Consider the following 26,537-nt stretch of genomic DNA (forward strand, 5'->3'; position numbering starts at 1 on the left):
GTGGCGGTACGGAGCAGGTTGGCTCCGTACCGTTCATTGAGCTAAAACGCAGGCATTATTTGGTAATGCGGGTTTCTACATCTTTCAGTGCTTGCGGAACGGTCTGACGGCCATTCACCGCGTTGATGATGGCGCTGCGTTCTGCGTACCAGAAGGCGCTCATCTGCGGGATGTTTGGCATGATTTCACCGTTCTTCGAGTTCGCCATGGTGGCAGCAATGCGCGGGTCTTTTTCCAGTTTCTCCTGATAAGACTTCAGCGCCACGGCACCCAGCGGTTTGTCCTTATTCACGACGGCCAGACCGTCGTCGGTGATCAGGTAGTTTTCCAGGAACTCTTTCGCCAGTTCTTTGTTCGGGCTGGCGGCGTTGATACCGGCTGTCAGCACGCCGACGAACGGTTTAGACGGCTTGCCGTGGAACGTTGGCAGCAACGTCACGCCGTAGTTGATTTTGCTCTTGTCGAGGTTTGACCACGCCCACGGACCGTCGATAGTCATTGCGGTCTGGCCTTTGTTAAAGGCGGCTTCAGCGATGGAGTAATCGGTGTCGGCGTTGATGTGTTTGTTTTTCACCAGATCGATGATGAATTGCAGGCCAGCCTGTGAACCTGCGTTATTCACGCCGGTGTCTTTGATGTTGTATTTGCCGTTTTCATACTTGAACGCATAACCGCCGTCAGCGGCGATGATTGGCCAGGTGAAGTACGGTTCCTGCAGGTTCCACATGATGGCGCTCTTGCCTGTGGCGCGCAGCTCTTTGTCCAGCGCCGGGATTTCTTCCCAGGTTTTTGGCGCTTCTTTAATGATGTCTTTATTGTAAATCAGTGACAGCGCTTCAACCGCGACCGGATAGCCGATCAGCTTGCCGTTGAAGGTGACCGCATCCCAGGTGAACGGGAACAGTTTGTCTTTGAAGGTCTGGTCCGGGCTGATTTCAGCCAGCAGACCGGATTGTGCGTAGCCGCCAAAACGGTCATGCGCCCAGAAGATGATGTCAGGGCCGCCGCCTGTGGCTGCCACTTGCGGGTATTTTTCTTCCAGCTTGTCCGGATGTTCTACCGTGACTTTAATGCCGGTGTCTTTTTCAAATTTCTTACCGACTTCCGCCAGGCCGTTATAGCCCTTGTCACCGTTGATCCAGATGACCAGCTTTCCTTCTTCTATTTTGGCGAACGCGGAAGATGACAACACCAGCGTAGCCAGCGCCGAGAGTGCCAGTGTGTGTTTAACAATCTTTTTAATGCTGAGGGTCATAATCCAATCCTTTTGTAGTCGGTTTTTTTATCGTCTGAGACGGAAAAGACAGGGTACGACGCCAGTGTGGATTTAACCTGTCACAGCTTCATCATCCCCCCCTCTACGCCCCCACCTCTCAGAATGTGATCCCACCGACACTCTCAGGCGTTATGTGGTTCATCACTCAAAAATATGGTTCGTTTTTTGCCATTCAGATCACGAATTTGATTTTTGCTGTGAACTTTCATCCGGTTGCGGTGAATCGTCATCCTCCCTGCTCCTCCCCCATGAAAAACTTTGTTACGGATGATTACGGTTACCGGCTAATCCTTCACTCTTCGTTGCATTGAGTTTTCTCGCTGGCAGCAAGTACAGGAGTTCAGGATGGCGAGCGTTTCCCTTAACAGCGTGTACAAAGCCTTTGGCGACACCGTGATTTCCAGCGACATCAACCTGGAAATAGAAGAAGGCGAGTTTGTGGTGTTCGTCGGGCCGTCCGGCTGTGGTAAATCCACTCTGCTGCGCATGATTGCAGGCCTGGAAGACATCACGTCCGGTGAATTGAAGATTGGCGATAAACGCATGAATGAAGTGCCGCCCGCCGATCGTGGCATCGGCATGGTGTTCCAGTCTTATGCGCTTTATCCGCATCTGTCTGTGGCAGAAAACATGTCCTTCGGCCTGAAGCTGGCGGGGGCGAAAAAAGCCGAGATCAATCAGCGGGTGAATCAGGTTTCCGAAGTGTTGCAACTGGCGCATTTGCTGGACAGACGCCCGAAAGCGCTTTCCGGCGGACAACGTCAGCGCGTGGCGATTGGGCGTACGCTGGTTGCCGAGCCGACGGTTTTTCTGCTCGATGAACCGCTTTCTAACTTAGATGCTGCGCTGCGTGTGCAGATGCGTATTGAGATTTCACGCCTGCATAAGCGCCTGAAACGCACCATGATTTACGTGACCCACGATCAGGTCGAAGCGATGACGCTGGCCGACAAAATCGTGGTGCTCGATGCCGGGCATATCGCGCAGGTCGGTAAGCCGCTCGAGTTGTATCACTATCCTGCCAACCGCTTTGTCGCCGGTTTTATCGGCTCACCCAAAATGAATTTCCTGCCGGTGAAAGTCACCGCTGCTGAGCCTGCGCGCGTACAGGTCGAATTGCCGAACCGCCAGCAAGTCTGGCTGCCGGTGGAAGGGACCGACGTGAAAGTCGGCAGCAACCTGTCACTGGGTATCCGCCCTGAACATCTTCTGCCAAGCGACGTCGCTGAAGTGACGCTTTCCGGCGAAGTGCAGGTCGTCGAGCAACTGGGTAACGAAACACAGATCCACATCCAAATTCCGGCAATTCGTCAGAACCTGGTGTACCGCCAGAACGACGTGGTGCTGGTAGAAGAAGGTGCAACATTCGCCATCGGTTTGCCGCCACACCGCTGCCATCTGTTCCGCGAAGACGGAACGGCATGTCGCCGGTTACACCCCGAACCTGGTGTTTGAAAGCACGCGATCCCCTACAGGAGAAAATGATGATCACAATGCGTAGTTCTTCCCTGGCGCTGGCAGTGGCTGCTGGCATCCTTTCTACACAAGCAATGGCGGTGGATTTCACAGGTTATGCCCGTTCGGGTATTGGCTGGACCGGCAGCGGCGGCGAGCAGCAATGTTTCAAAGCGACAGGTGCAGACAGCAAATACCGTCTCGGTAACGAATGTGAGACGTATGCAGAGTTGAAACTGGGTCAGGAAGTGTGGAAAGAAGGGGATAAGAGCTTCTACTTCGACACCAACGTGGCGTATTCCGTTTCTCAACAGAACGACTGGGAGTCAACCGATCCGGCTTTCCGCGAAGCAAACGTGAAGGGTAAGAACCTGATCGAATGGCTGCCGGGTTCGACTATGTGGGCCGGTAAGCGTTTCTACCAACGTCATGACGTTCACATGATCGACTTCTACTACTGGGATATTTCAGGTCCTGGTGCGGGTCTGGAAGACATCGATCTGGGCTTCGGTAAACTGTCTCTGGCCGCCACCCGTAACACCGAAAGCGGCGGTTCATACGGTTATATCGCTGACCAGCGTAATGAAGTGCCTACCTCCAACGACGTGTTCGACGTGCGTCTGGCAGGCCTGCAAACTAACCCGGGCGGTGTGCTGGAGTTAGGGGTGGATTATGGCCGTGCTAACGCGCGTGATGGTTATTCACTGGCTGACGATGCGACCAAAGACGGCTTCCTGGTCACTGCGGAACATACGCAAAGTATTTACAACGGCTATAACAAATTCGTGCTGCAATATGCCGCAGATTCCATGACGGATCCGGGCCAGGGCGCGGCGAACGGCCACTCGAATGGTGCTGCCATCAACAACAACGGCAGCATGGTGCGTGTGCTCGACCACGGTGCTATCGACTTCAACGACACCTGGAGCCTGATGTACGTGGCGATGTATCAGGACGTTGACCGCGATAACAACAACGGCACCACCTGGTACACCGTCGGTGTCCGTCCGATGTACAAATGGACCCCGATCATGAGCACCTTGCTGGAAGTCGGTTACGACAACGTGAAATCCCAGCGTACCGGCGACAAAAACGGCCAGTACAAAGTCACCCTGGCGCAACAATGGCAGGCGGGCGACAGCATCTGGTCACGTCCGGCCATCCGCGTGTTTGCCACTTATGCGAACTGGGATGAAAAATGGGGCTACGACACTGACAGCGGCGCAAACAATGGCTTAGCGATGAACGACACCAGCACGACCACATACAGCCGTGGTAATGACGACGAAATAACCTTCGGCGCCCAAATGGAAATCTGGTGGTAATTTTTTCCTTCCTCCTTCGCGCTGCCGATGCGTTGGCTGCGCGTCCTCGCCCCGGTCACGTAGTTGTCTACGCTCCCGGGGACTTGGACGCTTGCCGCCTTCCGGCAACCCGAAAGAGTTTGGAAAAATGGCAATGTAAGCTTTAAAAAAACGCAGTAAAGAAGATGTGCTGGCTGGCGGATTATCGCTGATGACCGCCAGCCTTCATGGTGATTTCAAAGGAAACAATAATGAAAAAGAATCTGCTGTCACTGTGTCTGTCGCTGAGCCTGTTGGCTGCTGCCCCTGCGGTGGTGAACGCTGCGCAAAATGATGCGAATACTGCACCGGCTATTTCCAGCCAGACCTTACGCAACCTTTCATGGACGCCGCTGGTTCCGCCAGTGACGCAGGATGTAACGCTGGGTACGTCCAGCGCTGAAATTAATCAGGGTGAGATTCAGGGCGCCGTCGGGGCATTCGCTTTACCTGCTGACCGGGGTTCGCTTGAAATTACGCTGACCAGTATCGCGACCGGTAAAACCGTGTATGCGCCAAATGTTCTGGTGCTGGATGAGCAGATGCGTCCGGCTGCGTTTTACCCTTCCAGCTATTTCCCGTATCAGAAACCAGGTATCGTCTCGAGCGATCGTCTGGAAGGCACACTGAAACTGACGCCGGCACTGGGTCAGAAACAAATTTATCTGCTGGTGTACACCACCCGTCAGGACTTAGCTGAGACCACGCAGATGGTGAACCCGGCGAAAGCCTTCGCTGCGGGCGTGGGTAACGCGGTGCCGGATATCCCGGATCCGATTGCCCGTCATACCCCGACCGGCACATTGAGCCTGAAAGTCACTGCCGAGCAGAAAACCGGTAACGTGATGATTGGTCAGATCTTCCCGTCTTCCGCACCAGCAGCCGCTGCACCGGTCGTCGTCGGCAGCACACAAGCGCCTGCGCCTGCCGCAGCACCGGCAAAACCGAGCGAGCCAATGCTCAGCGATTCAGAAACCTACTTCAATGACGCGATTAAGAAAGCAGTGAAAGCAGGGGACGTTGATAAAGCCCTGAAATTGCTGGACGAAGCCGAACGTCTGGGTTCCAAAACCGCCCGTAAAACCTTTATTGAAAGCGTGAAACACTAAGTTTTTCAGCGCCTCCCCCGAGAAAAAGCTGGCAGTTTTTTCAGCTCCTCCCCCTGCGAAGGGGGAGGCCGGGAGGGGGTTTTAAACCCACCGAGTTTTATTCACTCCGCCTATTTGTTACCCTGTTGTTAATTCATTCAGCGGGGGATGTATGGCGTCTGCAAACTGGGTCGATTTATCGAAAGATAAAGACAGCGGGATCGAGACGATCCACGCCCATTTCGAAGGCCATGCTTACGATCCCCACTGGCATGACAGTTATCTGGTCGGTGTCACTCAGTACGGTTTGCAGCAGTTCAGTTGTCGCCGCCAGAAACATCAAAGCCTGCCGGGCAAAGTCTTTATGCTCGAACCGGGCGAAATCCATGACGGCGATGCGGTGCAGCCCGGCGGTTTTACCTATCACATGTTGTATATCGATCCGCAATGGCTGAGCCGCGAGCTGGCGGCACGGCGCGATTCCCTTTCTCCGGCCGGTGATCCGAGTTTCGAAAATACCTTAGCGCAGGATCCGCAACTGGCGCAGGCGACGTCACGGGCTTTTCAGGCGCTGCACGGCAAAGACCTGCGCATTGTCCGCCAGACCGCGCTCGACGGCTTGCTCTGTGCACTGGGCGGCCATCTCACCTGGCAGCCGCCGCGACTTCAGGGGCATGCGCCCTGGTCGCGGTTGGCGCATCAGGCGCGGGAATATCTGCATGCCCACTTGCACGAAGACATCGGCCTCGAACAACTGGCAGCGGCGACCGGCGAAAGCCGCTTTGTGGTCAGCCGTGCGTTTAAAGCTGAATTCGGATTGCCGCCGCACGCCTATCTTATTCAGCTGAAACTGACCCGCGCCCGTGAAGGGCTGGCGCTCGGGCGCACACCGGCTGACGTGGCGGCTGATTTAGGTTTTGCTGATCAGAGCCATCTCGGGCGCTGGTTCCGCCGCGCCTATCAGCTCACGCCAGCACATTACCGGCGTCTGTGCACAAATCTTCCAGATTGAGAAAAAGTGACGGGTTAAGCTCATGTTTCAACTGAACCGGAGCCTGCCATCATGAATACGCCTGCAACCATTCTGCCTTCGTCACCGGAACGCTGCGTGATTGTCATCAACCAGCAACTTGCCGCCGGACATGCCGCCAATGCCGCCGCCGTTCTGGCCCTGACGCTCGGGCAACGCCATCCGTCGCTGGTGGGCGAGCCGCTGATTGACGCTGATAACCGCGTGCATCCGGGGCTGATCCCGATTGGCATCAGCGTGCTGGTTGCCGACAGCGAACAGCTCACGCACCTTCATCAGCACCTGCTTCATGATGACGAAATGGACGGAATTATTTTTCCGGTCGAAGGACAGCAAACCACGGATTACGCCGCGTTTCGCGAAGCGGTGTCTGTTGTGCCGACGGACAACCTGCAACTGCTGGGCATTGCGCTGGCGGGTAAAAAGAAAGTGGTGCGCAAGCTGACCGGAAAACTCGGTTTGCTCGGCTGATGTTTGTCATTTAAGCGTCACACTTGTTCTCTACTCTCCTGATATTCAAACTAATATCAGGAGTTTTCCCGTGCGTAAGTCCCTCGTTGCTCTGCTGCTTTTCACCCTCGGTTCCACTTTTGTCGTTCAGGCGGCTGACGAAGCCAAACCCTTTATCACCAGCCAGGAACTGGATCTGACGAAATATCTGCCCGCTCCACCGGCGGATGATTCGGCGCAGACCAAAGCGGAACTGAAAGAATTGCTGGAAATTCAGGCCACCCGTACGCCGGAGCAGGAAAAAGTGGCGATTGCTGATGCTGAAGAAAACGTCTGGCGTTTTGCCGATGTGATGGGGCCGGACTTTGATGCCGCGAAACTGCCGAAAACCGCTGCGCTGTTTGATCGTATTGTGGCGACCGAAGACGTGGTGGACGATTACGCCAAGAAAGCCTTTAACCGCCCGCGTCCTTATATGCTCGATGAACAAATTCATCCGCTGCTGAAAAAATCCAAATCCGGCTCATGGCCTTCCGGTCATTCTACTATCGGCTATCTGATGGCGACGGTGCTGGGCGAAATGGTGCCGGAAAAACGCAACGCGCTGTTCACCCGGGCGGCCGGTTACGCCGAAAACCGTCTGGTAGCGGGTTTCCATTACCGTTCTGATACCGTGATGAGCCGCACCGGTGCTGCACTGATCGCGCAAAAAATGGAAGAACAGCCAGATTTCAAAACCGAATTCGACGCGGCGAAAGCGGAACTTCGCGCACAGTTGGGCCTGAAATAATTTTCGTCAGTTCCTGCCTTTCCGGTAAAGTGTGGGGCGTAAAACTTGCAGAGGAAGGGACTGATGGAAAACAGATTCAAGCGGATGGCATCGCCGGTCGGGTTACTCACACTGGCGGCGAAAGGCGATAAGCTGACCGCCATTTTGTGGGAATGTGAAATCGACGGGCGCGTGCCGTTGGGCGATATGATTGAAGACCCGTCGTTTCCGATCTTGCTGAAAACCGAACAACAGCTGAACGAATATTTTGCCGGTAAGCGTACCCGTTTTGAGCTGGAACTCGATTTCACCGGCACCGAATTCCAGAAAGAAGTCTGGGCGGCGTTGCTGGAAATTCCGTTTGGTGAAACGCGCAGCTACGGCGAGATCGCCCGTCGTATCGGTCGCCCGAAAGCGGTTCGTGCCGTGGGCGCGGCCAATGGCCGCAACCCGATTTCTATCGTGGCGCCGTGTCACCGGGTGATTGGTGCTTCCGGGAAATTAACCGGCTTTGCTGGCGGGCTGGACAACAAGTTGTTGTTACTGAAGCTGGAAGGTCGTAAATCTTAGGGTTTTTATTGGGAAATAAATTGCTTGATGTCCGCTTGTCAGTCGATGCATAGTCAAAAAATAAGCAGTAAATAAAAAAGACAACATCACTTACAAACGGAGTTTTACCTTAATGGATCAGATTCAATCCCTCGAACAGTTCTTATCCTCAGTTCAGCAACGCGACCCGCATCAGGTCGAATTCTCCCAGGCCGTACGTGAAGTTATGACCACGCTATGGCCTTTCCTCGAACAAAATCCGCAATACCGCCGTTCTGCTTTACTCGAACGTCTGGTGGAGCCGGAACGTGTCATTCAGTTCCGTATCGCGTGGGTGGATGACAAAAATCAGGTGCAGGTTAACCGTGGCTGGCGTGTACAGTTCAGCTCGGCCATCGGCCCGTATAAAGGCGGCATGCGTTTCCATCCGTCGGTCAATTTATCGATTCTCAAATTCCTCGGTTTTGAGCAGACCTTTAAAAATGCCCTGACCACGTTGCCAATGGGCGGCGGGAAGGGCGGCAGTGATTTCAATCCGAAAGGCAAAAGCGAAGGCGAGATCATGCGTTTCTGTCAGGCGCTGATGCTGGAACTTTACCGTCATCTCGGGCCGGATACCGATGTGCCTGCGGGTGATATCGGCGTCGGCGGGCGTGAAGTCGGGTATATGGCGGGGATGATGAAAAAACTCTCCAACAACACTGCCAGCGTGTTCACCGGCAAAGGGTTGTCGTTCGGTGGCAGTCTCATCCGTCCGGAAGCCACAGGTTATGGCCTGATCTATTTCACTGAATCGATGCTTAAACGCCATGGCCTGGATTTCGAAGGCATGCGCGTGGCGGTGTCTGGTTCCGGTAACGTCGCGCAATATGCGATTGAAAAAGCCATGTCACTGGGTGCACGGGTGATTACGGCGTCAGATTCTAACGGTACTGTCGTCGATGAAGCAGGCTTTACTCCTGAGAAACTGGCGCTGCTGACCGAAATCAAAGCCAGCCGCGATGGCCGCGTAGCCGATTACGCGCAAAAACTCGGACTGACGTATCTTGAAGGGCAGCAGCCGTGGAACGTGCCGGTGGATATCGCGCTGCCTTGCGCCACGCAAAATGAACTGGATGCGGATGCGGCACGCGTGCTGATCGCCAATGGCGTGAAAGCGGTGGCCGAAGGCGCGAATATGCCAACCACGATTGAAGCGACCGACTTGTTCACCGACGCGGGCGTGTTGTTCGCACCGGGCAAAGCGGCGAATGCCGGTGGCGTGGCGACGTCAGGTCTTGAAATGGCGCAGAACGCTGCGCGTCTGAGCTGGAAAGCCGAAGAAGTGGATGCGCGTTTGCGTCACATCATGCTGGATATTCACCAGTCGTGTGTCGAATACGGCGGCGAAAGCCAGCAGACGCAGTATGTCCGTGGCGCAAATATCGCCGGCTTCGTCAAAGTCGCTGATGCCATGCTGGCGCAGGGCGTGCTGTAAGCCCAAAGTCAGGTTTCAGACACAACAAAGCCACCTTTGCAGGTGGCTTTGTTTATGCGGACAACATACTCAGAAGTGCGTATTCAGGCTCATGTAGAACGTGCGGCCCGGTTCGTTGTAGGTTGCCGCGCCTGCGCCGTACATATAGGCGCCGGTGGTGGCATTACCCACGGTCTGGGCATTACCCGCACGGAACTGGCGTTTGTCGAAGACGTTATCAATACCCGCCGTGACGCTGACATTTTTGGTCGCGGTGTAGGTGCCGCTCATGCCGACCACAGAATACGGGCTGACTTCATTCTTCTCACTGCCGGTGACGGCTTCACCTTTGTAGTTGTATTTCTTCGGCTTCTGACGGCCATACCAGGTCAGGGTAGATTGCAGAGAGAGATCTTCCGTCGCCTGCCAGCTCAGCGTGGAGTTGATGGTAAATTCCGGGATGATCGACAGATAATCGCCGGTCTCTTTGTTTTTACTTTCAATCATGTACGTGCCGTTGTTATTCCAGGAAACGGTGCTGCTGACCGGAATATTCAGCGTGCCCTCCAGCCCCTGAACCACGGCTTTCGGCACGTTTTCCCATTTATATACATCAGTTGTGCCGGTGGAGGACGTGCCGGTTGGCAGATAACCGGATTCGATTTTGTTGCGATAATCGTTGCGGAAATAGGTCACGCCCGCCTGATAACCGTTGCGGTGGAATTCCAGCCCGATCTCTTTGTTAACGCTGGTTTCCGCATCCAGATCTTTATTCCCCACCAGATAACAACCGCCGCCGCTGGCCGCACAACCCTGACCTTTACTGTACAGCACGTAGTTCGGGTTGGTCTGATACAGGCTCGGCGCTTTATAGGCGCGGGCGATACCCATTTTCAGGGTGAAATCGTCGCCCAGTTCCTGAGACAGGTTCAGCGACGGGCTCCAGTTATTGCCGACAATGGAGTGATGGTCGAAACGCAGACCCGGCACCAGCATGGTGCTGTCGGTCAGCTCAATATTATCTTCGGCAAACAGCGAGAAAATCTCTGCCTGAGAATAGGGGCTGCGGTTGGTGCTGTCGGTACCGGCAATCGCGCCGCCGAGCATAGCCTGCGTGTTGGAAGACGGATCTTTCATCTTCTGCTGGTTCCATTCAGTGCCGAACGTCGCGGTTTGCGGCACGCCCAGCTCAAACGGAATACTGACTTCGCTGTGCGCCAGAATGTCGCCCAGAGCGATGGTGTTGAAGTCTTCGTCAGAGAAGATGCCTTCGGTACCGCCCGCCAGCCCTTCATCCATGCGCGAGTTACGGGTTTTTTCGTACTGCACGTAGTTGTTGGTGGTCACACCGTTATCCCATGCGCCTTTGTAGGTCACCGAGTAGGACTGGCGGTAAATGCGGTTAGTCTCTTCACCGTACATGCTTTTCACCAAATCACTGGTGTTGGTGTTCTGCGTGTCGCCTGCGTACAGGTTGCCCTGACGGCTGTTGGACACTTCAAATTCCAGTGACTGCATGCGGGCAAAATCCCAGTGCAACAGGGCGTCGATATTCTTATCGATCACGCCTTCGCGACCTGCCGGAACGGTGTCAGCATAGGTGCCGGTACGCTCAGACTGATGACCGTCGTTGATGTACTGCGCGTCAGCCTGCGTTTTGCTGTAGCCACCGAACAGGCGGAAACTGAACTGATCGTTGAGCGGGCCGGAGAGGCTGAAATCGGTACGTTTGGTCGAGCCTTCGTCTTTATGTTGTGGTGCGTTCAGATAGGTATTCCAGGAACCGTGCCACTCCTGAGTGTCTTTTTTAGTGATGATGTTCACCACGCCACCCGCCGCGCCGTTACCGTAACGCGCCGCCGCCGGGCCGCGGATCACTTCGATGCGCTCGATCATATCGGGCGGAACCCAGCTTGTGTCGCCGCGGGTATCACGCTCACCGCGCCAGCCCTGACGCACTGAGTTGCGGCTGTTCACCGGCTTACCGTCGATCAGGATTAAGGTATTTTCCGGGCCCATACCCCGGATGTCGATCTGGCGGTTATTACCGCGCTGGCCGCTGGTAGAGTTACCGGTCAGGTTTACGCCGGGCATGGTGCGGATAAGTTCGTTGATGTCGCGTGCCGGAGGGCGTTTTTGGATTTCATCAGAAGTGATGGTGGAAACGCCGGGAGCCTGAAGGTTTTGCTGTGCGGCGGTGACAACCAGTGTGTCGCTGGTGTCTTCCTGTGTTTCTGCGGTGTTCTGGCTGGCGTCTGTTGTGCGGGGTATGGTGCTTTCTGCCGCGCTGACGGGCAAAGAAAGTGCTGATCCCAGCCCGATTAAGGTTGCCAGAGAATAGTGTGGTAGCCTGCTTTTCATAGTGGATTCTGCCCTGAAATCCATCCGTTCCTGCAAAACAGATTTAGTGAACAGGAGGATGGCCTGTTGTGTGTGTATTTTTATCGTCCCGTTTACGGGCGGTAACACACTATTGCAAATGCAAACAATTATCAATACGATTCCCATTCATAATTTTCAGGAAGCAGGTCAATCATTCTGCAAATTATGCCTTCTCTCACTGCCAAAAGACTGTAAAGCGTAAACATGATGAAATCGCAGTTTCCGGAAAAACCCACCGCGCAGGCGATGTTAGCAAGCTCTCAGGCGGGAAGTGCCGAATGGTGGAAAGACATTAAAGCGCAGGGTTCACCCTTGATCGAACGGCTGAATGATGATGTATGCAACGTGACGTTCTTCTGGCGGGATCCGCAGGGCAGTGAGGCGACATCGGATTTCCAGCGGGTGTGGATCAACATCAATGGCATCACCGATCACCATCAGTCTTTACCGCCGCAAAGCCTGCAAAGACTTGCGGGAACCGATGTCTGGTCGCTGAGTATTACGCTGCGCTCCGGCTGGCGCGGCAGTTACAGCCTGATCCCGCGCACCAGGCCCGGCAGAGAGTTCCCGCAGGATCCCGATGCCTATACCGCCATGCTGGCTGCGCGGGAATGGTGGAAAGATATGTTCGCCCATGCGATTTATGACCCGCTGAATCCGAATCAGCCGTGGCCGGGGGCGAAATCTCACGCGCTGTCGCCTTTGCATATGCCCGACGCATTGCCGCAGCCTGCCTGGCGGGAGTTTGATCTCCACGGTGCCGCGTTGCCACAGAAACCGGCAAAACTGCAAACCTATCAGTGGAACAGTGCGCGTCTGGGCAACCGGCGCAAGGTCTGGATCTACACTACCGGCGAAAGCCAGGATCCGGCATCGCGCCCGCTGGCGCTGTTGCTCGACGGCCAGTTCTGGGCGCAGCAGATGCCGGTCTGGCAGCCGCTGATGCAACTGACGCAGGAAGGCACATTGCCGCAGGCCGTCTACGTGCTGATTGATGTGATCGATACACAGACCCGCAGCCGCGAACTGACCTGTAATGCAGATTTCTGGCTGGCCGTTCAGGAGGAGTTATTGCCCGCCGTGGCGACGCTCGCACCGCACAGCAGCGATGCGAACAAAACAGTGGTGGCGGGGCAGAGCTTTGGCGGGCTGTCAGCGTTGTACGCCGGTTTGCACTGGCCGCAGTGCTTCGGTCTGGTACTCAGTCAGTCCGGTTCTTTCTGGTGGCCGCGACGTAATAAATCGCAGCAGGATGAAAATCCTGACGAGGCGGATTTGTTACTGCGTGCGGTGAGTAACGGGCTGGGGGCTGCCAGCCATCTGAAAATTTTCATGGAAGCGGGCAGCAATGAACGACTGATTTATCAGGTGAATAATCAGATGGATGAGCTGCTGAGCCGCACCAAAAACAGCGTGCATTATCGCGTGGTCGATGCCGGTCACGATGCGCTGAGCTGGCGCGGCGGATTAGCCGATGGCCTTCAATACCTGTGGAACGAAGAGCCATGGAGCACCGGAGATTCAACCGTTACCCAGCGGGATAATTAACGGTGTATGCGAAACCGGACAGTCGATAATGGCGCAGCGTAGCCCGAAAACCTGTTCGATCAGTGCCGGTGTGACGATGTCTGCCGGTGCGCCCTCAGCCAGTATTTTTCCATCGCGCATGGCAATCAGATGCCCGGCGTAACGACATGCCTGATTCAGGTCGTGCAACACCACCACCAGCGTGCGGCCGTTTTCCTGATTCAGGCGACACATCAGTTCCATCAAATCAATCTGATGCGCGATATCCAGCCAGGTTGTCGGTTCATCCAGCAATAACAACGGCGTTTGTTGCGCCAGCACCATGGCTATCCACACCCGCTGGCGCTGTCCGCCGGAAAGTGAATTCACCGTGCTTTCCGCCAGTTCGAATACTCCCGTCGCGTGCATGGCGTCGTTCACCGCCAGCGTATCTTGCGCTGTCCAGCGGCTGAACAGGCTCTGATGCGGGTAACGCCCGCGGGCCACCAGATCCGACACACTGATATCGCCCGGCGCCGTTGAACTTTGCGGCAGTAAACCCAGACGTTTCGCGACGTCTCTGGTGCCGTAATCACCGATCAGTTTGCCATCGAGAAATACCGTGCCGGATTGCGGCGGCATCAGGCGGCTGAGCGTGCGCAATAATGTGGATTTACCGCAGGCATTCGGCCCGATAATCACGGTGAGTTTTCCCTGAGGGATAGAGACGGAGAGTTCGCGGGCGACGATTTTTTTATCGTAGCCCAGCGTCAGATCTTTCGCATACAAAGGGGAAGAGTGTTCAGTATTCATGAGCGTCGCGACTCCCGGATCAGCAACCCAATCAGATAAATGCCGCCCAGACTGACGGTCAGCACGCCCACGGGTAACTGATAGGGCGTGAACAGCCGTTGTGCAGTGACATCGGCGGCGAGCAACAGCAGCGCACCGGTCAGCGCCGCGAAAAATAAAGCGTGCTGCTGGCTGGCGCAAAGACGACGCGAAATTTGCGGTGACACCAGCGCAATAAAGGAAATTGGCCCGGCCAGCGCGGTGGCCGCGGCGGTCAACGCCACGCCCGCCAGCATCAGCAATAAACGTGAACGCGTCACCGGTACGCCCAGCGCACAGGCGGCATCATCGCCCATTTCGAGCAACCGCATCGGAGCGGATAAGCAACGCGCCAGCATGCAGGCGACGATAATCATCCCGGTCGCCGGCAGGCTTTTCTCCCATGTGATGCCATTGAGCGAACCGGCATTCCACAAGCCAGCCGTCAGCGCCGATTCCAGCGAGGCGTGAATAATCAGCCAGGTATTGACCGCAATCAGCAGCGCCCGTACGCCGATACCGACGATAATCAGGCGGAACGTTTCGATGCCCTGACGCCATGCCAGGGCGTATACCACCAGTGCGGTCACGACGCCGCCTGCCATCGCGCCGGGGAGAAGGTCGCCCGCAGCGCCATTGAACAACACGATAATCAGCAGAACGCCGGTATACGCGCCGGTGTTAAAACCGATAACGTCCGGACTTCCCAATGGATTGCGCAGCAGCGACTGAAAAATCGCGCCGCTGATGCCGAGTGCGGCACCGAGAATCATCGCCATCACCACGCGCGGCAGACGCCATTGCGTGACAATAATGCTCAGGTTTTTCGGCCCGTCGCCGAGCAGGGCGCTGACAACCTGCGACGGCGTCAGTGCCAGTGTTCCGCTACCCAGCGCGTAAACCGCCAGCAGGAGCAGGCATAACACCAGTCCGCAGGCGGTCAGAAAGGGGCGCGACAGCAGCAAAGGTTTTTTCAGCGGGCGAGGTTCTGTAAGAGTCTGGCTCATGGTTAACCTCTGTGTAATCCACCGGGACGGCGTACCAGGAAAATAAGCACCGGCGCGCCGATAAAGGCGACCACCACGGAAACCCGCAATTCTCCGGTAACCAGAAAACGCCCGGCGATATCGGCTGCCAGCAACAGCGTCGGGGTTAACACCAGCGTCCACGGCAGCATCCAGCGCGGATCCGCACGACAGATCCAGCGCGCCATATGCGGCACCATCAGGCCGACAAAGGCGATGGGGCCGACAGCCGCTGTGGCGCTGCCGCACAACAACGTAATCGCCAGTAATCCCAGCAACTGCGTGGTCGCGATTTTGGTGCCGAGCGCCGTCGCCAGTTCGTTGCCCATCGTCAGATTATTCAGGGAACGGGCCATCAGTAAGCTCAGGGCAACCGCAAAAGTCACCGGCGGTGTGATGGTTTTAATCACGGTAATATTGCGGATATCCAGCGAGCCAGCCTGCCAGAATCGCAACTGATCGTAGACGGTCGGGTTGAGCAGGGAAATCCCCGAAGACATGCCTTCCAGCACAGCGCCGAGCGCGACGCCCGCCAGAGTTAAGCGTACCGGATCCAGCTTTCCGCGTCCCAGCGCGCCGATCATGGCGACCAGCAATGTTGCCAGTAAGGCACCGGCAAACGCGAACCACAAATAGTGGCTGACATCCGTTGCGCCAAAAAAGGCGATACCGATAACCACCGCGAAAGCCGCACCCGCATTAACGCCAAGAATACCGGGATCAGCCAGCGGATTGCGGGTGAGGATTTGCATCAGCGCACCGGATAATCCGAGCGCCATCCCTGCCAGCAAACCGGCCAGCGTGCGCGGCACACGGGCATCGGTGACAATCACGCAGTCCGCCCCAGTGCACTGGCCGTTAAGCGCTGACATCACGGTGCCGGACGCAAGCGATTTCTCGCCCAGCACCAGACTCAGCGCCATCATCAGGCAGAGCAAAAACAAGGCAACCAACAGCGCTGTGAGATTTTTTATTGAGCGGGACATCAGTGAGTTACGAACAGTTTTTCAAGCTGATTCAGCATGTTGCTGGCGCTGTAATAATCGAGTCTGAACGTGTCGTCACCCATGGCATACACGCGCCCGGCCTGCACGGCAGGTAACTTCGCCAGAAAAGGATTGGTCAGCAGCCGTTGTGCATCAGGCTGACTGGCGGAAAATAACAGCAGCGTCTGGCCGTTCATCGCCTCCGGCATTTTCTCACCGGCAAGCTGGATGATGTCATGGCGTTTGCCCTGACTGTAACTGGCGGCTAAATTCAGCGGAACCGGCGCGAGGCTGAATCCTAACTGCCGGAGCAACTGACCTTGCGGTGACGCGGGCGTCCACAGATTGGCGCTTTTGCCATCTGATCCATAAACCAGCGCGGACACCGGCTGCGGTGGCAAATGTATCGCTTTTTTCAGACTGTCTTCACGGGCTGAAAACTGCGCGATAACCTTGGCGGCATCGGTTTCTTTACCCGTCGCCCGGCCTAATTCGGTGGCGAGTTCCTGCCAGCTTTTATCGTCGTAATTGACCACCATGACCGGCGCAATGGCCGACAGCTGATCATAGAGTTTCAGTGCGGAATCCCCGCCTGTGGCGGCAATAATGATGAGATCCGGTGCCTGTCCGGCAATGGCTTCAGCATTCGGTTCGCCGATATAAAGCCGCTGCACACCGCGTTGTTTCGCGACATCGCCCCACTGGCGGAAAAAGCCCTGAGCATCGGAAACCCGATTATTGGGCGCAGTCGCCCCGCTGGCGATAACCGGCGCATTAATCGCCAGCAATGTGCCGGTGACGGTGACGCTGGTGGAGACAATCCGCTGCGGCGGCTGTTGTAATGTGATGCTTCCCTTTGAGGTCATAACTTGCCGTGGCCAGCCTTCTGCGAAAGCCTGCGTGGCGACAAGCAGCGATAACAACAGCGCAACCATCCCTGAAAAACGGCGAAAACCAGCCCTTGTCATTGGATCCATTCCTGATTCTTTAATGTTAATGGTTATCATTATTATATGCAGGGCGTATGGGGTCAATGACGAGAGAGGCTCAATCCGTGTAAAAGTCAGGGGAAGACAGGTATTCACGCAACAAAAAAGCCACTCTGTATGAAGTGGCTTAATCGTTTGAATCTTAAGCTAAAATTTGGTGGCCCTTGCTGGACTTGAACCAGCGACCAAGCGATTATGAGAATCATGTAACCCATTGAAAAACAATGTCTTAACGGTATATCAATGGGTTGCAATGTGAATATCAGTCAATATACGGCAATATCTCTATCTTAGTGCGACAATTTTGCGACAAAGAGTACTTATTGAAAAAGTTGTTCCTTAAGTTCAGATGGGATCAACATGTTCAACATTTGATTTTTAAACCCCTTTTCAGTAGCAGCCCGTTCCTCTATGATTTTCACAACTTCTTTAAACCATTCTTTCTCGTCAACCATTTCTCGATCTAACCTATCATTCGCATAACGATGCTGTAAAGAATAGGTTACATGTCTCCATTGAGATGTTGGGTTTAATAGCCATGTATTAACAAAAACTTCTGCAGGAATTCCCGAAAGAATTGGTATTTGGTAATATTCGCCTGTCTGGCCATTATCATATCCAATAATTTTTGAGAACCTAACGACGTCACTTCGTAAAGTTTCCATAAGTGAATTTTGGATAGCAGGTTGCTGATCATTAAAAGACTTTTGACGCACACTTTTCAAGTAAACTTTAACTCGCCCCGCATACTCTTTGTAATCATCCTCAGTCCAATAACCATAACCGTTATAATTACTATTATTTCTATAAGGATCGAATTTAATTTCAGTTGGCTCCATTTCACCTCTAGAGTAAATGTCATCAATATATTCTTTACATTTTTTCTCAATGTCTTCATAAGATAGATTTATCTCATTTATATAGGACATCAGGAACATGAGGTGGAAAAGATGTAACATTTCACCAGGAATAATTAACCTTCTATTTTCAAAGTCTTTCTTAAGGCCTTCAGTTGCTTTCTCTAATATGTCATTTTCATAGTTATAATAATTATAAGCGATTATCCAGTTTGGAGTGCTTCTTGCCTCAGCAAAATGAGATGATAAGTTCACAGAATCGCAAATTCCCTTTCTATTGAAATTCCCATTAAAGATAGAGTTGATTAAGTCATCGTTAGTAATAATATTACTACCAAGCAAAATAGGCGCATACTTATCTATGGCTTTTTTTATTCTTACGTCAGACTCCGATGGTAACTCCTCTTTTTTGTCCGTTTCTATCATAGGGAACATATTAATTTTTGCCGCTTTTTTATTAAAAAGGTGATTTTTAAATTGATCACTTCTGATAATTAAATCACTTTCTTTGATTCCCCCTGACCTAACTTCATAAGTAATGGCTAAGAATAAAGAAAATAATTCAGCTATGCAGGGTTTATTTTCTTTATGTTTATCCTCTAATATTGAATAAAGTTGTAAACAGTCATTTATTGTATGTTTGAGTATGCGTAAAGATTGTATTTTAGAAGTGAGAAATATACTTAGGATTAATTCTTTAAGGTTTTTTTTAATCGGGTCGTATTTTTTGAGTTTAGTAAATTCATCAAATGCCTGTTCAATATCTGGTAGAACTTTTAATGTTAGCCCAAATAATTTTTCTTTCGATAAAGAAAATAATGGGTCGCTTTTTTTATCGTTGCAAATAACAATAACCCGACACTCATGATGTTCGACATACTTGTTTATTACCCCTAAGGTGATATCTAAGTCAAGTTGGCACCTTTCTAAGTCATCAAAAACAATAATTTTATCTTTCTTTACGAGTTCATTGCTGTTTGAGTTCATTAGTGCTGAAACAAACCGTCCTAGACTTAAACGTAATCCATATGCACCGATATTGATACTGTTAAATTTCTCAGTAATGGATTTAAGTTTTTTTTTCTCTGGATTCATCACACCGAAAATATTAGCTTGGATATCTATTTCAGAGGATAGACCATAGAGGCTTATATAATATATGGAATCTTTTGAAAGGTAGTTTGTTATTGTGTAAGTTTTACCAGAACCCCAGTCACCAGTGATTAATAAAGCATACCCAGGATTAGTCTGATTTTTATAATTTAACAGTGGTTCTTTTAAATGTTCATTCATCGTAATTGCCTATAGACTGTTGCTTAAGGGATTAAATTTCAAAGCTTCATCAAAATGATTTGGTGCGAAATGCGCATAACGCATCGTCATTTTAATATCAGTATGTCCAAGTACTCTTTGCAACACCAATATGTTACCGCCATTCATCATAAAGTGCGATGCAAAAGTATGGCGTAGTACATGCGTTAGTTGACCGGCGGGTAACTCAATATCAGTGCGTTCCAGAGCGGAACGAAATGCATCATAGCAACTCTTAAATAACCTGCCTTTTTCACTTCTGGTAACGAGTCGTGAAGAGCTTCACTTATAGGGATAGTTCTATTTTTTCGACCTTTGGTTTTGGTATAAGTGACTTTATATTTAGTGACCTGGCTTTTATTCAGCTCTTCTGCCTCTGACCAGCGTACGCCGGTTGATAGGCATAACTTAACGATGCAAACGAAGCCATTATTATTTTTTCGTCCGCATTTTTCAAGTAATTGCCCAATCTGATCTTTAGTCAGAAAATACCCCGCTGTAAGCCATGTCCTGTAAGGGCTCACCCGAAAAGGTAGAGGAGGTAGACCCTCAAATCGTAAAAGATTTGCAGGGGGACTCACCTCATAAAAATACAGCGCCATCATCTCAAGGGATGAGCAAGCCGCCTTAACCTTTCGAACGGATGCCGCTGAGGCACTGGCGGCGCAGAAGCGCCAGTGGGAGAGAATGGCAGCACCTGTTTTCGGGTGGACGCGGTCACGGCCGCCGCGTTGAGATAGCCTCATGCCAGACATGAACCCCGCAGTACCAGCACGGCAAGGGAGAGGGAATCAAATCGCTACAGCCCGCAGCCCGCCGGACGGCCTGCTCCATCGTATTTTTACACCCGCGAATTTAAAAGTTTTCACCCCTCTTCAGAAATACCGCATCACGCTGGTCTGCAGCTCAATCCGATACCCATTTTTAATAATATTGGCTAATTCATCATTGAGATGAATTTGATCACTTAAAACGATCGATTAAAGGAAAACGATCTGTAAAGGCTGTTGGAAAGTCTGATTTTCTATTCGTTAACATGACTTCGACGCACGGTCGTACCCTGCCCGGATGGGGCTAGCCGAGGTATTGAAGTTAATAATAATCATCTGAAAATCAGCAGTTTTTGATCGCTGAGAGTAAGCACGTTTTTTACAAGGCGTAGTATTTTTTCTCATGCTCAATGAATCACAGGATGTGTTCTATGGAAGAAGCAAAGAAAGTTAAATCGGTACATCCATTGGCCTTAGAAGGTTCAAGGACAAAGCGCGGCGGCGTGGTGCGTGTACAAGAGCGTGAAGACCATATTTACTTTGGTGAAGGGAGGCACCGGCTGGCGCACGTAGGGGATGAAGTTGTATATCCGGATGGATCGGTTTCCTGCATTGTCTCCGGTGCCGGGTATGGGTTCGCTTACCGGGGTTTCCCTGCTGCGATCATTGGTAGTGAAGCTGAGAACGGCGATGTTATTGAGTGGTCACCAGATACCGGCATTGCAGCAGAAATCCACGTACCTGAGGAGGGGATTGAGGGGTTTTTGGTTCGTGGTTACTCAGCGCCATGGAAATAACAGTTTGCCACTGGCGCTGGGCGCCAGCTCATTTAAGGGATTTAGATGAACAGATATGTATTGGTCTTAGGTGATAAGACTACTGCGGGCGGATCAATTATCGGTTGTAGTGCTATCAATACAAGCTACGACGGTTTACCCATTGCTGTACAAGGCGACAAAATTTCATGCCCTGCGTGTGGGACAACAGGTTATTTATTGTGTGTTACACCGAGGCATAATTCTACTTATGAAGGAAAGCCGGAAGGTTTGAGCGGTGATTTGTGTATTTGTAAATGCACCCCGCCCCCGAAACTTATTAATTCTAAAACGGCGATGTTTCATACCCTCACTCTGGCGGATTTAATTGCGCAGGGTCATGCGAAGCATCCCATCCAAATTGATTATGCTGGCGAGTCTGGCGGCTATGATGAGCAAATCACTATTCAGTCAACCACCCGCGCTCGAGAGCTGGCGGGATTGCCTTATTACATAGAGGCGCGCGATGGCCGCCACTTTGCTGGCACCATTGGTGAGGATGGGCGGTTACCCCGCATTGCCACCAATGGATTAGATTCATACGATATTCATGTGGGCGACGATGCCTTAGGGAAGGGATAGGCATGGCGAGGCCAATACGCGGCGCAGGCCGCAAAACGATACCCACAAATGACACACCAGGCTCACTGAAAATTGTTCAAATTACGCCGATTAGATTTGAGCAACTTTGGGATAATTATGTAACGGGCAATCCCTATGATAATCCGGACTATTCAAACCAGTGCGCGATCCGTCTGAGTGCCACCCTTCACGCGGTAGGGATTGAAATGAAATCTTTTTCGCAGAAAGTCATTAAGCCGGCGGCAGGTAAAAGCAGCATTGGGCGTATTCTGCTGGGCGGTAAGGCCACCGCCACTCGCGCTGATGAGATGGCGCGCTGGCTGGCGCTGAAACCCTTTGCCGGGCTACCGGCCAAGCCGGAGAACGTTACCGGCGCAAGCTGGCGAGATAAGGTGGGCGGCAGAACGGGGATCATCTTCTTTGGCGGCTATTGGGCGCGGGACGGGGAGTCTGGTGATAGTGTGAGCGGCGGTCATATTGATTTATGGAACGGTAGCCGGTTCCCAAATAATGGCTTAAGAGGTGCGGCAACAAATTTCATGAGGTTCACAGTGGGTAAAGAGTCCGTAGACTTTTGGGGGCTGGTGCCCACTTATTCCGATCTCAGTAAAGCAAAAGAGATTCTTTTTTGGCATATTTTATGAAACGCATAATTACGGTATTCCTTTCAATTGTTATTGGTTTCGGCGTGACGATTATTTATCACGTTATTGGTGATGTAATTTTCAAATCCCTAAAAATGGAGCCCTTAAAACTATTCGTTAAAGGGTGCCGTGATTTGGAACATTGCGGATCGCCTCAGTTGATCACGATGGTTTCAGTTCTATTTTTTTTGCCACCAATCGTGATGGGGATATTTACGTTTATTGGAACTGGGGCGGGGTGGCGATGGCGGCGATGGTTGGGTAACTCGCTGGCACTGTTTGTTGTCCTGTTTATCCTCCTGTTGGTATTCGCTTATCTGGCCTAAACATCCACGCTGCAAAGTATCAGCCACCGGGCACCGTTTGCTGGTGGTTTTATCCAACATTTGCCACCATTGCGGCCTATCAGTTACCCCCACATCTTCCCCTATGTTTTGCAGAATAATTGGCGCCAGATTGGCACGGAAAAATGGTACGCAGGTATGCAAAAACAGTACGCAAAAAAGTACGCAAAGTCCGTCCAAAATTTGGATGGACGGAAATGGACGGACGGGAAAAACGCGGTTAAACATACCGGTTTCTCAGGCTATTAATAGCCCGCATCCAGTTGGGAATGCTTTTTTGTATATTAAGTTTTGTTGAGTTTTTGCGTACTTTCCCTAAGTTTTCCTATTCTCAAGATGTATAGATTTATCACGATTGGTTTGCTAATTTCGAGCCAACCGGAAAGCGGCAGAACTGCGCAAAAATGCACTGCGCAATTTAGTACGCAGAATTCAAAGGAAGCAGCGCCAATGCTGGGGAAAGTAGCAGAGAGAACTGCGCAAAAATGTGTAAATCAGGATCCGAAAACTTCCGCATCCTGCGCAGAATGTGCGCTGAAAATACTAACTAACAGAGGTGACCATGTTTAGTGTTGGCGATGTAGTGATGTTGAAAAGTGGAAGTCCGCTTATGACTGTTGCCGGAGTAAAGGCGGCTGATAGTGAATTCTGGCTATTCATGGGCATGGGCTATAACGATGGCGACGTGGCGACGTGGCGACGTGGCGACGTGGCGACGTGGTGGCGGAGTGGTTCGACGGGAAGAACTTAAAACGTGGGGAGTTTAGGAAAGAGATGTTAAAGGCCGTGGATGATGCTCCCGGCACCAGCTCCACGCATAGCCGGAGTGCTTAACGTATTGGCCGCAGGGTTCACGCATTGCGGCCACCAGCGCCAGCCCCGCTATAGAATGATACGGTTTTCTATTAGATATTCGTTCAGAGGCATCCCAAGAGCGTCAGCTATTGTTTGGTAATGCTCAGCCTGCAGAGTCTTTTTAGTTTCATCATCAGCCGAACTCATTCTAATTACCGTGAGAACTGGATCGCCACCATGCCTCGCGAGTTCGCTGATAAACGATTTTCCAATTTCATCATCAAAAAACTCTTTTTCAGATAGTCCTAAATTAGGGGCGTGTTGGTTTGCTTCGTATTCAATACGGCTAACTATGCCCGGATTGGACTCAATAAACTGCTGGCGCACTTCCTTGAAACATTCGAGATACGTTTTCATTGAACAGCCTCAGCGAATAGGAGAGATAAGCAAGGCCACTTTGCACGCAAAACAACCAAAAACACCATGATTGCCCGTGCAAAATATCCCCGGCATATCCCCAAAAAACAAAGGACTCACGTTTTTAGCGTAAGTCCTTGTTTAATTTGGTGGCCCTTGCTGGACTTGAACCAGCGACCAAGCGATTATGAGTCGCGTGCTCTAACCAACTGAGCTAAAGGGCCGAGGTGCGGGATTATACGGTAAACTCTGCTTACAGGTCTATATGTCTTCGGTTTGTATGCGCGTTTTGTGCACAGTTTTAGTCTGTTGTGTTCACTGCGTTTTTACCTATAACTCAGGTAAATACATCTTAAGGGATAATAATGATTACAGATATTATCGCCCGGGATCTTTCTGTCGTGTTTTGCGGCATCAATCCCGGCTTATCCACTGCTCATCATGGTTTCCATTTCGCTAATGCCAATAACCGCTTCTGGAAGGTTATCTATCAGGCGGGTTTTACCGGGCGTTTACTTAAGCCTGAAGAAGAACAGCATTTGCTGGATACAGATTGCGGGATCACCATGCTGGTGGAACGTCCGACCGTTGAGGCAACGGAGCTGGTTCGCGATGAGTTGCGCGAAGGGGGCGCAGCGTTGATGGCAAAAATTGAATACTATCAGCCGCGTGCGCTGGCTGTTTTAGGCAAACAGGCATTCAGTAAAGCGTTTGGCATCAGTAAGGTGAACTGGGGACGTCAGGCGTTGAAAATCGGTGACACGGAAGTTTGGGTGCTGCCTAACCCAAGCGGCCTGAACCGGGCGACGCTGGATGAACTGGTATCCGCATACCGTGAACTATTCTTATCATTAGAAAACACAGCATAATCCCGTCACCTCCTCTTATTATTCCCTCAGATATAAAATCTCGCCATGATGATTATTTTATTAATAATCGTCTTGGTTTTGGTTGATTTACCAAATTATTTCGCTATTAAAGCAGCTTTATACTCTCTGAACCCCACCTGAATACATTTGCATATTTAATGTAAGAGGAATGCTTCCCCCGTGTGAATGCGCTCAACTGAACTAAAACTTATTCCATCGCCTCATTCGGGGTGAGCAGCAAAGTAGTCAGGCAGTTTGATTCTTCAGGAGCAGGAGATATGGCTAATGTTGAAACCGAAGAAAGACAGGAAAATCTGGAGGAATGGTTCGAACTATTTTCAGGACTACCGCTCCGGCATTCAGAAAGAGAAGCAAGATTAATCAGCTTTTGTGAAAAAAACAGCGTCTGCATCATGTCGGTGATGCCCTGGATAGCATCGGAATTTGCTGAACATGGTGGTTTCGCCGGATTATTTCATTTTATTCATCTCCATGGAGGGAGAAAAATATACATGCCCAAAGAGGCAGAGAAGTTTTATCAGATCTACGGGATTAATATCCCGCAAAATAAATATAACAGAATTTATAAAAAAATTGATTCTTCTGGATATCTGGATACGCCATCCAACTGGGGGGTGTTTATCGCTATTCGCCGGGCAGCAATGCAAGTGGCGATGAAAGAAGATATTCCGGCAAAACTACTCACACAAACTTTTGGTATTACGATGCGAAGTATCCGGCTAATTAAATCACGTAACGCGTGTCTGTAAAGGAGGTCGAGGAAGTTAAGAGAAGGCAAAGACTACACACAATTATTTTCTCATTCATTTTAATATAAAAGGTAAATATTATGACTCAATATTCTGTCACTGTAGCAAACAACTCTGTAAATACCGGCGCAATTTGTATTTATCAAACCTCTCCGGATATCACCGATCCCAAAGTGATGTCACTGGCGTGGTTCTCCAAAGTGGCACATCCAAAAACCAAAGTGCAGTTTGACTGGGGAATTGATTACAGTTTTGTTTGGGATGAAACCGGTGTGCTGATCCCCGGTGTGAAATTCGATGCCTCTCAAACCCTTCCTGCCAGCCTGACGAACAATAATCAGGTGACGCTGAGCTATTCCGAGGGGGCGTTTGAATTCGAACAACAGACCACCGGCGGAAAGAACGGTACGTTGTATGTCACGAACGACAGCAGTTTACCGCTGAATCAGGCCTCTGTCGGGGTCGGTATGTCGGGGGCGGGTACCTTTGTTGTTCAGGCACAGCCGAACATCAACCTGACCTTCACGCCGCATCCAACTTATTGGATCACTTTTGGTAATTATACGCCGGGTCAGGTGCTTGATATTGGTCAGATTACCAATAAGCAGCAGCTTGAGTTTGCGCCGAATACTTACAACCTGAATGTTCAGCTGAAAAATGATAACACCTGGTCTGTTGGCTGAGTCATCAGTTTAATTTACTTACGGAGTAATATTATGATTCTTATCGTCTGTACCGATGATCCGGAACTGGAACATGTTGCCAGTGCTTCAATGGCGCAGTACCAGTCAGTCTTTAAGTCGAGTTACAAAATATTTCATTCTGAGTTGCGGTTACTGGAACAGAATGAAAATCTGTTTATTATCTCCCACGGTGCTTTTCAGGGGGATAATGACCGGCCGGTCATCGGTGATAAAGCCCAGGCCTTTTATGTTAATGGTGATACGCTTTATTTAAACGTGAAAAGTATTTTCCCACCGGGTTATACGGGTAACGTTTATATTGATGCCTGCGAGTCAGCAGACAGTACGGAAGTTTTACTCAGTTTTGCTCAGACGTTTTATCTGGAATTGCATGCTGATTCGCCGGCCTCGAAAGTATTTGGTCTGACGGGTGTCAGCAGCGGGCTTATTCCATTACCGGATAATACTGCCTGGGTGAATGTCAGTTTAGAAAACCAGTAATAAAAAGCCCCGGCATTTCTGCCGGGGCTTTTCTGTTCGTGACT

At 51.4% G+C, this 26,537-nt stretch carries 26 protein-coding genes, 1 tRNA gene and 1 pseudogene; 18 read left to right on the top strand and 10 right to left on the bottom strand.

Annotated features, from left to right (window positions below):
• Window positions 1-55: 55 nt before the first annotated feature.
• On the bottom strand, window positions 56-1,255 hold the full coding sequence (gene malE / locus DXU84_RS13350) for a maltose/maltodextrin ABC transporter substrate-binding protein MalE (RefSeq protein ID WP_013573873.1): 1,200 nt from the start codon (window positions 1,253-1,255) through the stop codon (window positions 56-58).
• Window positions 1,256-1,621: 366 nt separating this feature from the next.
• Here malE and malK point away from each other — a divergent pair, with 366 nt between their 5' ends.
• The 8 genes from malK (at window position 1,622) to gdhA (ending at window position 9,437) form a co-directional block, all read left to right on the top strand.
• Complete coding sequence (gene malK, locus DXU84_RS13355; RefSeq protein ID WP_013573874.1) at window positions 1,622-2,731, top strand: maltose/maltodextrin ABC transporter ATP-binding protein MalK; 1,110 nt, start codon at window positions 1,622-1,624, stop codon at window positions 2,729-2,731.
• Between the two features lie 26 nt (window positions 2,732-2,757).
• Window positions 2,758-4,056 (top strand): maltoporin, encoded by a 1,299-nt coding sequence (locus DXU84_RS13360; protein WP_014411581.1) that lies wholly within the window; start codon window positions 2,758-2,760, stop codon window positions 4,054-4,056.
• A gap of 230 nt (window positions 4,057-4,286) precedes the next feature.
• Entirely contained in the window at window positions 4,287-5,183 is an 897-nt protein-coding gene (gene malM, locus DXU84_RS13365; protein WP_037034195.1) for a maltose operon protein MalM, read from the top strand.
• 151 nt (window positions 5,184-5,334) lie between these two features.
• On the top strand, window positions 5,335-6,174 hold the full coding sequence (locus DXU84_RS13370; protein ID WP_153375964.1) for an AraC family transcriptional regulator: 840 nt from the start codon (window positions 5,335-5,337) through the stop codon (window positions 6,172-6,174).
• A gap of 51 nt (window positions 6,175-6,225) precedes the next feature.
• A complete protein-coding gene (locus tag DXU84_RS13375) occupies window positions 6,226-6,663 on the top strand; it encodes a DUF2000 domain-containing protein (RefSeq protein WP_112152062.1) in 438 nt (145 codons plus the stop codon).
• A gap of 70 nt (window positions 6,664-6,733) precedes the next feature.
• Window positions 6,734-7,432, top strand: coding sequence for a phosphatase PAP2 family protein (locus tag DXU84_RS13380; protein ID WP_370461776.1), 699 nt, complete (start codon window positions 6,734-6,736; stop codon window positions 7,430-7,432).
• Between the two features lie 63 nt (window positions 7,433-7,495).
• Complete coding sequence (locus tag DXU84_RS13385) at window positions 7,496-7,981, top strand: methylated-DNA--[protein]-cysteine S-methyltransferase (RefSeq protein WP_013573880.1); 486 nt, start codon at window positions 7,496-7,498, stop codon at window positions 7,979-7,981.
• A gap of 112 nt (window positions 7,982-8,093) precedes the next feature.
• Window positions 8,094-9,437, top strand: a complete 1,344-nt coding sequence (gene gdhA / locus DXU84_RS13390; RefSeq protein ID WP_014411582.1) for an NADP-specific glutamate dehydrogenase — start codon at window positions 8,094-8,096, stop codon at window positions 9,435-9,437.
• A 69-nt stretch (window positions 9,438-9,506) separates the two neighbouring features.
• On the opposite strand, the gene DXU84_RS13395 is transcribed toward gdhA, so the two are convergent.
• A complete protein-coding gene (locus DXU84_RS13395) occupies window positions 9,507-11,777 on the bottom strand; it encodes a TonB-dependent siderophore receptor (RefSeq protein WP_126124610.1) in 2,271 nt (756 codons plus the stop codon).
• A gap of 225 nt (window positions 11,778-12,002) precedes the next feature.
• Between DXU84_RS13395 and fes the strand changes: the two genes are divergently transcribed.
• Window positions 12,003-13,346: an enterochelin esterase gene (fes, locus tag DXU84_RS13400; protein WP_153375966.1), complete on the top strand. Its 1,344-nt coding sequence runs from the start codon at window positions 12,003-12,005 to the stop codon at window positions 13,344-13,346.
• On the opposite strand, the gene DXU84_RS13405 is transcribed toward fes, so the two are convergent.
• From DXU84_RS13405 to DXU84_RS13430, 6 genes and pseudogenes are all read right to left on the bottom strand, one after another.
• Window positions 13,320-14,117: an ATP-binding cassette domain-containing protein gene (locus DXU84_RS13405; protein WP_014411585.1), complete on the bottom strand. Its 798-nt coding sequence runs from the start codon at window positions 14,115-14,117 to the stop codon at window positions 13,320-13,322. The genes fes and DXU84_RS13405 overlap by 27 nt on opposite strands.
• Window positions 14,114-15,142, bottom strand: a complete 1,029-nt coding sequence (gene fepG, locus DXU84_RS13410; protein WP_112152064.1) for an iron-enterobactin ABC transporter permease — start codon at window positions 15,140-15,142, stop codon at window positions 14,114-14,116. Before fepG ends, DXU84_RS13405 begins: the two co-directional genes overlap by 4 nt.
• A gap of 2 nt (window positions 15,143-15,144) precedes the next feature.
• Entirely contained in the window at window positions 15,145-16,146 is a 1,002-nt protein-coding gene (gene fepD / locus DXU84_RS13415) for a Fe(3+)-siderophore ABC transporter permease (RefSeq protein WP_014411587.1), read from the bottom strand.
• Window positions 16,146-17,114 carry a Fe2+-enterobactin ABC transporter substrate-binding protein gene (gene fepB / locus DXU84_RS13420; RefSeq protein ID WP_013573887.1) on the bottom strand — a complete coding sequence of 323 codons (969 nt, stop codon included), beginning with the start codon at window positions 17,112-17,114 and terminating at the stop codon, window positions 16,146-16,148. Before fepB ends, fepD begins: the two co-directional genes overlap by 1 nt.
• Window positions 17,115-17,455: 341 nt before the next feature.
• Window positions 17,456-19,285: a hypothetical protein gene (locus tag DXU84_RS13425; RefSeq protein ID WP_153375968.1), complete on the bottom strand. Its 1,830-nt coding sequence runs from the start codon at window positions 19,283-19,285 to the stop codon at window positions 17,456-17,458.
• Between the two features lie 9 nt (window positions 19,286-19,294).
• A pseudogene (locus tag DXU84_RS13430) lies at window positions 19,295-19,953 on the bottom strand (tyrosine-type recombinase/integrase); the annotation flags it as partial.
• A gap of 551 nt (window positions 19,954-20,504) precedes the next feature.
• Here DXU84_RS13430 and DXU84_RS13435 point away from each other — a divergent pair.
• From DXU84_RS13435 to DXU84_RS25395, 5 genes are all read left to right on the top strand, one after another.
• The gene (locus tag DXU84_RS13435) at window positions 20,505-20,870 is read left to right on the top strand and encodes a hypothetical protein (protein ID WP_153375970.1); all 366 of its coding nucleotides are present in this window, start codon (window positions 20,505-20,507) and stop codon (window positions 20,868-20,870) included.
• Window positions 20,871-20,915: 45 nt separating this feature from the next.
• Window positions 20,916-21,470 carry a PAAR domain-containing protein gene (locus tag DXU84_RS13440; protein WP_013573890.1) on the top strand — a complete coding sequence of 185 codons (555 nt, stop codon included), beginning with the start codon at window positions 20,916-20,918 and terminating at the stop codon, window positions 21,468-21,470.
• A 2-nt stretch (window positions 21,471-21,472) separates the two neighbouring features.
• Window positions 21,473-22,114 (top strand): type VI secretion system amidase effector protein Tae4, encoded by a 642-nt coding sequence (locus DXU84_RS13445; protein ID WP_013573891.1) that lies wholly within the window; start codon window positions 21,473-21,475, stop codon window positions 22,112-22,114.
• The gene (locus tag DXU84_RS13450; protein WP_013573892.1) at window positions 22,111-22,440 is read left to right on the top strand and encodes a hypothetical protein; all 330 of its coding nucleotides are present in this window, start codon (window positions 22,111-22,113) and stop codon (window positions 22,438-22,440) included. Before DXU84_RS13445 ends, DXU84_RS13450 begins: the two co-directional genes overlap by 4 nt.
• Window positions 22,441-23,020: 580 nt before the next feature.
• Window positions 23,021-23,209, top strand: coding sequence for a DUF2158 domain-containing protein (locus DXU84_RS25395; protein ID WP_153375972.1), 189 nt, complete (start codon window positions 23,021-23,023; stop codon window positions 23,207-23,209).
• A 131-nt stretch (window positions 23,210-23,340) separates the two neighbouring features.
• Here DXU84_RS25395 and DXU84_RS13460 read toward each other — a convergent pair whose 3' ends face one another.
• Complete coding sequence (locus DXU84_RS13460; RefSeq protein WP_153375974.1) at window positions 23,341-23,670, bottom strand: DUF6388 family protein; 330 nt, start codon at window positions 23,668-23,670, stop codon at window positions 23,341-23,343.
• Between the two features lie 147 nt (window positions 23,671-23,817).
• Window positions 23,818-23,894: transfer RNA gene (locus tag DXU84_RS13465), tRNA-Ile, on the bottom strand.
• Window positions 23,895-24,035: 141 nt separating this feature from the next.
• Between DXU84_RS13465 and mug the strand changes: the two genes are divergently transcribed.
• From mug to DXU84_RS13485, 4 genes are all read left to right on the top strand, one after another.
• Window positions 24,036-24,539, top strand: a complete 504-nt coding sequence (gene mug, locus DXU84_RS13470) for a G/U mismatch-specific DNA glycosylase (RefSeq protein ID WP_013573940.1) — start codon at window positions 24,036-24,038, stop codon at window positions 24,537-24,539.
• Window positions 24,540-24,817: 278 nt separating this feature from the next.
• Window positions 24,818-25,309 carry a hypothetical protein gene (locus tag DXU84_RS13475; RefSeq protein WP_041672991.1) on the top strand — a complete coding sequence of 164 codons (492 nt, stop codon included), beginning with the start codon at window positions 24,818-24,820 and terminating at the stop codon, window positions 25,307-25,309.
• Window positions 25,310-25,389: 80 nt separating this feature from the next.
• Window positions 25,390-25,992, top strand: coding sequence for a hypothetical protein (locus DXU84_RS13480; RefSeq protein ID WP_013573943.1), 603 nt, complete (start codon window positions 25,390-25,392; stop codon window positions 25,990-25,992).
• 33 nt (window positions 25,993-26,025) lie between these two features.
• Window positions 26,026-26,493 (top strand): hypothetical protein, encoded by a 468-nt coding sequence (locus DXU84_RS13485; RefSeq protein ID WP_013573944.1) that lies wholly within the window; start codon window positions 26,026-26,028, stop codon window positions 26,491-26,493.
• Window positions 26,494-26,537: the final 44 nt, after the last annotated feature.

This window comes from Rahnella sp. RcJ3 (genome assembly GCF_009498575.1).
Taxonomy (GTDB): domain Bacteria; phylum Pseudomonadota; class Gammaproteobacteria; order Enterobacterales; family Enterobacteriaceae; genus Rahnella; species Rahnella aceris.

What these genes read in the sequence shown, in the direction of transcription:
- malE (WP_013573873.1), bottom strand. Translation starts at nt 1,255, where the DNA reads ATGACCCTCAGCATTAAAAAGATTGTTAAACACACACTGGCACTCTCG.
- malK (WP_013573874.1), top strand. Translation starts at nt 1,622, where the DNA reads ATGGCGAGCGTTTCCCTTAACAGCGTGTACAAAGCCTTTGGCGACACC.
- DXU84_RS13360 (WP_014411581.1), top strand. Translation starts at nt 2,758, where the DNA reads ATGATGATCACAATGCGTAGTTCTTCCCTGGCGCTGGCAGTGGCTGCT.
- malM (WP_037034195.1), top strand. Translation starts at nt 4,287, where the DNA reads ATGAAAAAGAATCTGCTGTCACTGTGTCTGTCGCTGAGCCTGTTGGCT.
- DXU84_RS13370 (WP_153375964.1), top strand. Translation starts at nt 5,335, where the DNA reads ATGGCGTCTGCAAACTGGGTCGATTTATCGAAAGATAAAGACAGCGGG.
- DXU84_RS13375 (WP_112152062.1), top strand. Translation starts at nt 6,226, where the DNA reads ATGAATACGCCTGCAACCATTCTGCCTTCGTCACCGGAACGCTGCGTG.
- DXU84_RS13385 (WP_013573880.1), top strand. Translation starts at nt 7,496, where the DNA reads ATGGAAAACAGATTCAAGCGGATGGCATCGCCGGTCGGGTTACTCACA.
- gdhA (WP_014411582.1), top strand. Translation starts at nt 8,094, where the DNA reads ATGGATCAGATTCAATCCCTCGAACAGTTCTTATCCTCAGTTCAGCAA.
- DXU84_RS13395 (WP_126124610.1), bottom strand. Translation starts at nt 11,777, where the DNA reads ATGAAAAGCAGGCTACCACACTATTCTCTGGCAACCTTAATCGGGCTG.
- fes (WP_153375966.1), top strand. Translation starts at nt 12,003, where the DNA reads ATGATGAAATCGCAGTTTCCGGAAAAACCCACCGCGCAGGCGATGTTA.
- DXU84_RS13405 (WP_014411585.1), bottom strand. Translation starts at nt 14,117, where the DNA reads ATGAATACTGAACACTCTTCCCCTTTGTATGCGAAAGATCTGACGCTG.
- fepG (WP_112152064.1), bottom strand. Translation starts at nt 15,142, where the DNA reads ATGAGCCAGACTCTTACAGAACCTCGCCCGCTGAAAAAACCTTTGCTG.
- fepD (WP_014411587.1), bottom strand. Translation starts at nt 16,146, where the DNA reads ATGTCCCGCTCAATAAAAAATCTCACAGCGCTGTTGGTTGCCTTGTTT.
- fepB (WP_013573887.1), bottom strand. Translation starts at nt 17,114, where the DNA reads ATGACAAGGGCTGGTTTTCGCCGTTTTTCAGGGATGGTTGCGCTGTTG.
- DXU84_RS13425 (WP_153375968.1), bottom strand. Translation starts at nt 19,285, where the DNA reads ATGAATGAACATTTAAAAGAACCACTGTTAAATTATAAAAATCAGACT.
- DXU84_RS13435 (WP_153375970.1), top strand. Translation starts at nt 20,505, where the DNA reads ATGGAAGAAGCAAAGAAAGTTAAATCGGTACATCCATTGGCCTTAGAA.
- DXU84_RS13440 (WP_013573890.1), top strand. Translation starts at nt 20,916, where the DNA reads ATGAACAGATATGTATTGGTCTTAGGTGATAAGACTACTGCGGGCGGA.
- DXU84_RS13445 (WP_013573891.1), top strand. Translation starts at nt 21,473, where the DNA reads ATGGCGAGGCCAATACGCGGCGCAGGCCGCAAAACGATACCCACAAAT.
- DXU84_RS13450 (WP_013573892.1), top strand. Translation starts at nt 22,111, where the DNA reads ATGAAACGCATAATTACGGTATTCCTTTCAATTGTTATTGGTTTCGGC.
- DXU84_RS25395 (WP_153375972.1), top strand. Translation starts at nt 23,021, where the DNA reads ATGTTTAGTGTTGGCGATGTAGTGATGTTGAAAAGTGGAAGTCCGCTT.
- DXU84_RS13460 (WP_153375974.1), bottom strand. Translation starts at nt 23,670, where the DNA reads ATGAAAACGTATCTCGAATGTTTCAAGGAAGTGCGCCAGCAGTTTATT.
- mug (WP_013573940.1), top strand. Translation starts at nt 24,036, where the DNA reads ATGATTACAGATATTATCGCCCGGGATCTTTCTGTCGTGTTTTGCGGC.
- DXU84_RS13475 (WP_041672991.1), top strand. Translation starts at nt 24,818, where the DNA reads ATGGCTAATGTTGAAACCGAAGAAAGACAGGAAAATCTGGAGGAATGG.
- DXU84_RS13480 (WP_013573943.1), top strand. Translation starts at nt 25,390, where the DNA reads ATGACTCAATATTCTGTCACTGTAGCAAACAACTCTGTAAATACCGGC.
- DXU84_RS13485 (WP_013573944.1), top strand. Translation starts at nt 26,026, where the DNA reads ATGATTCTTATCGTCTGTACCGATGATCCGGAACTGGAACATGTTGCC.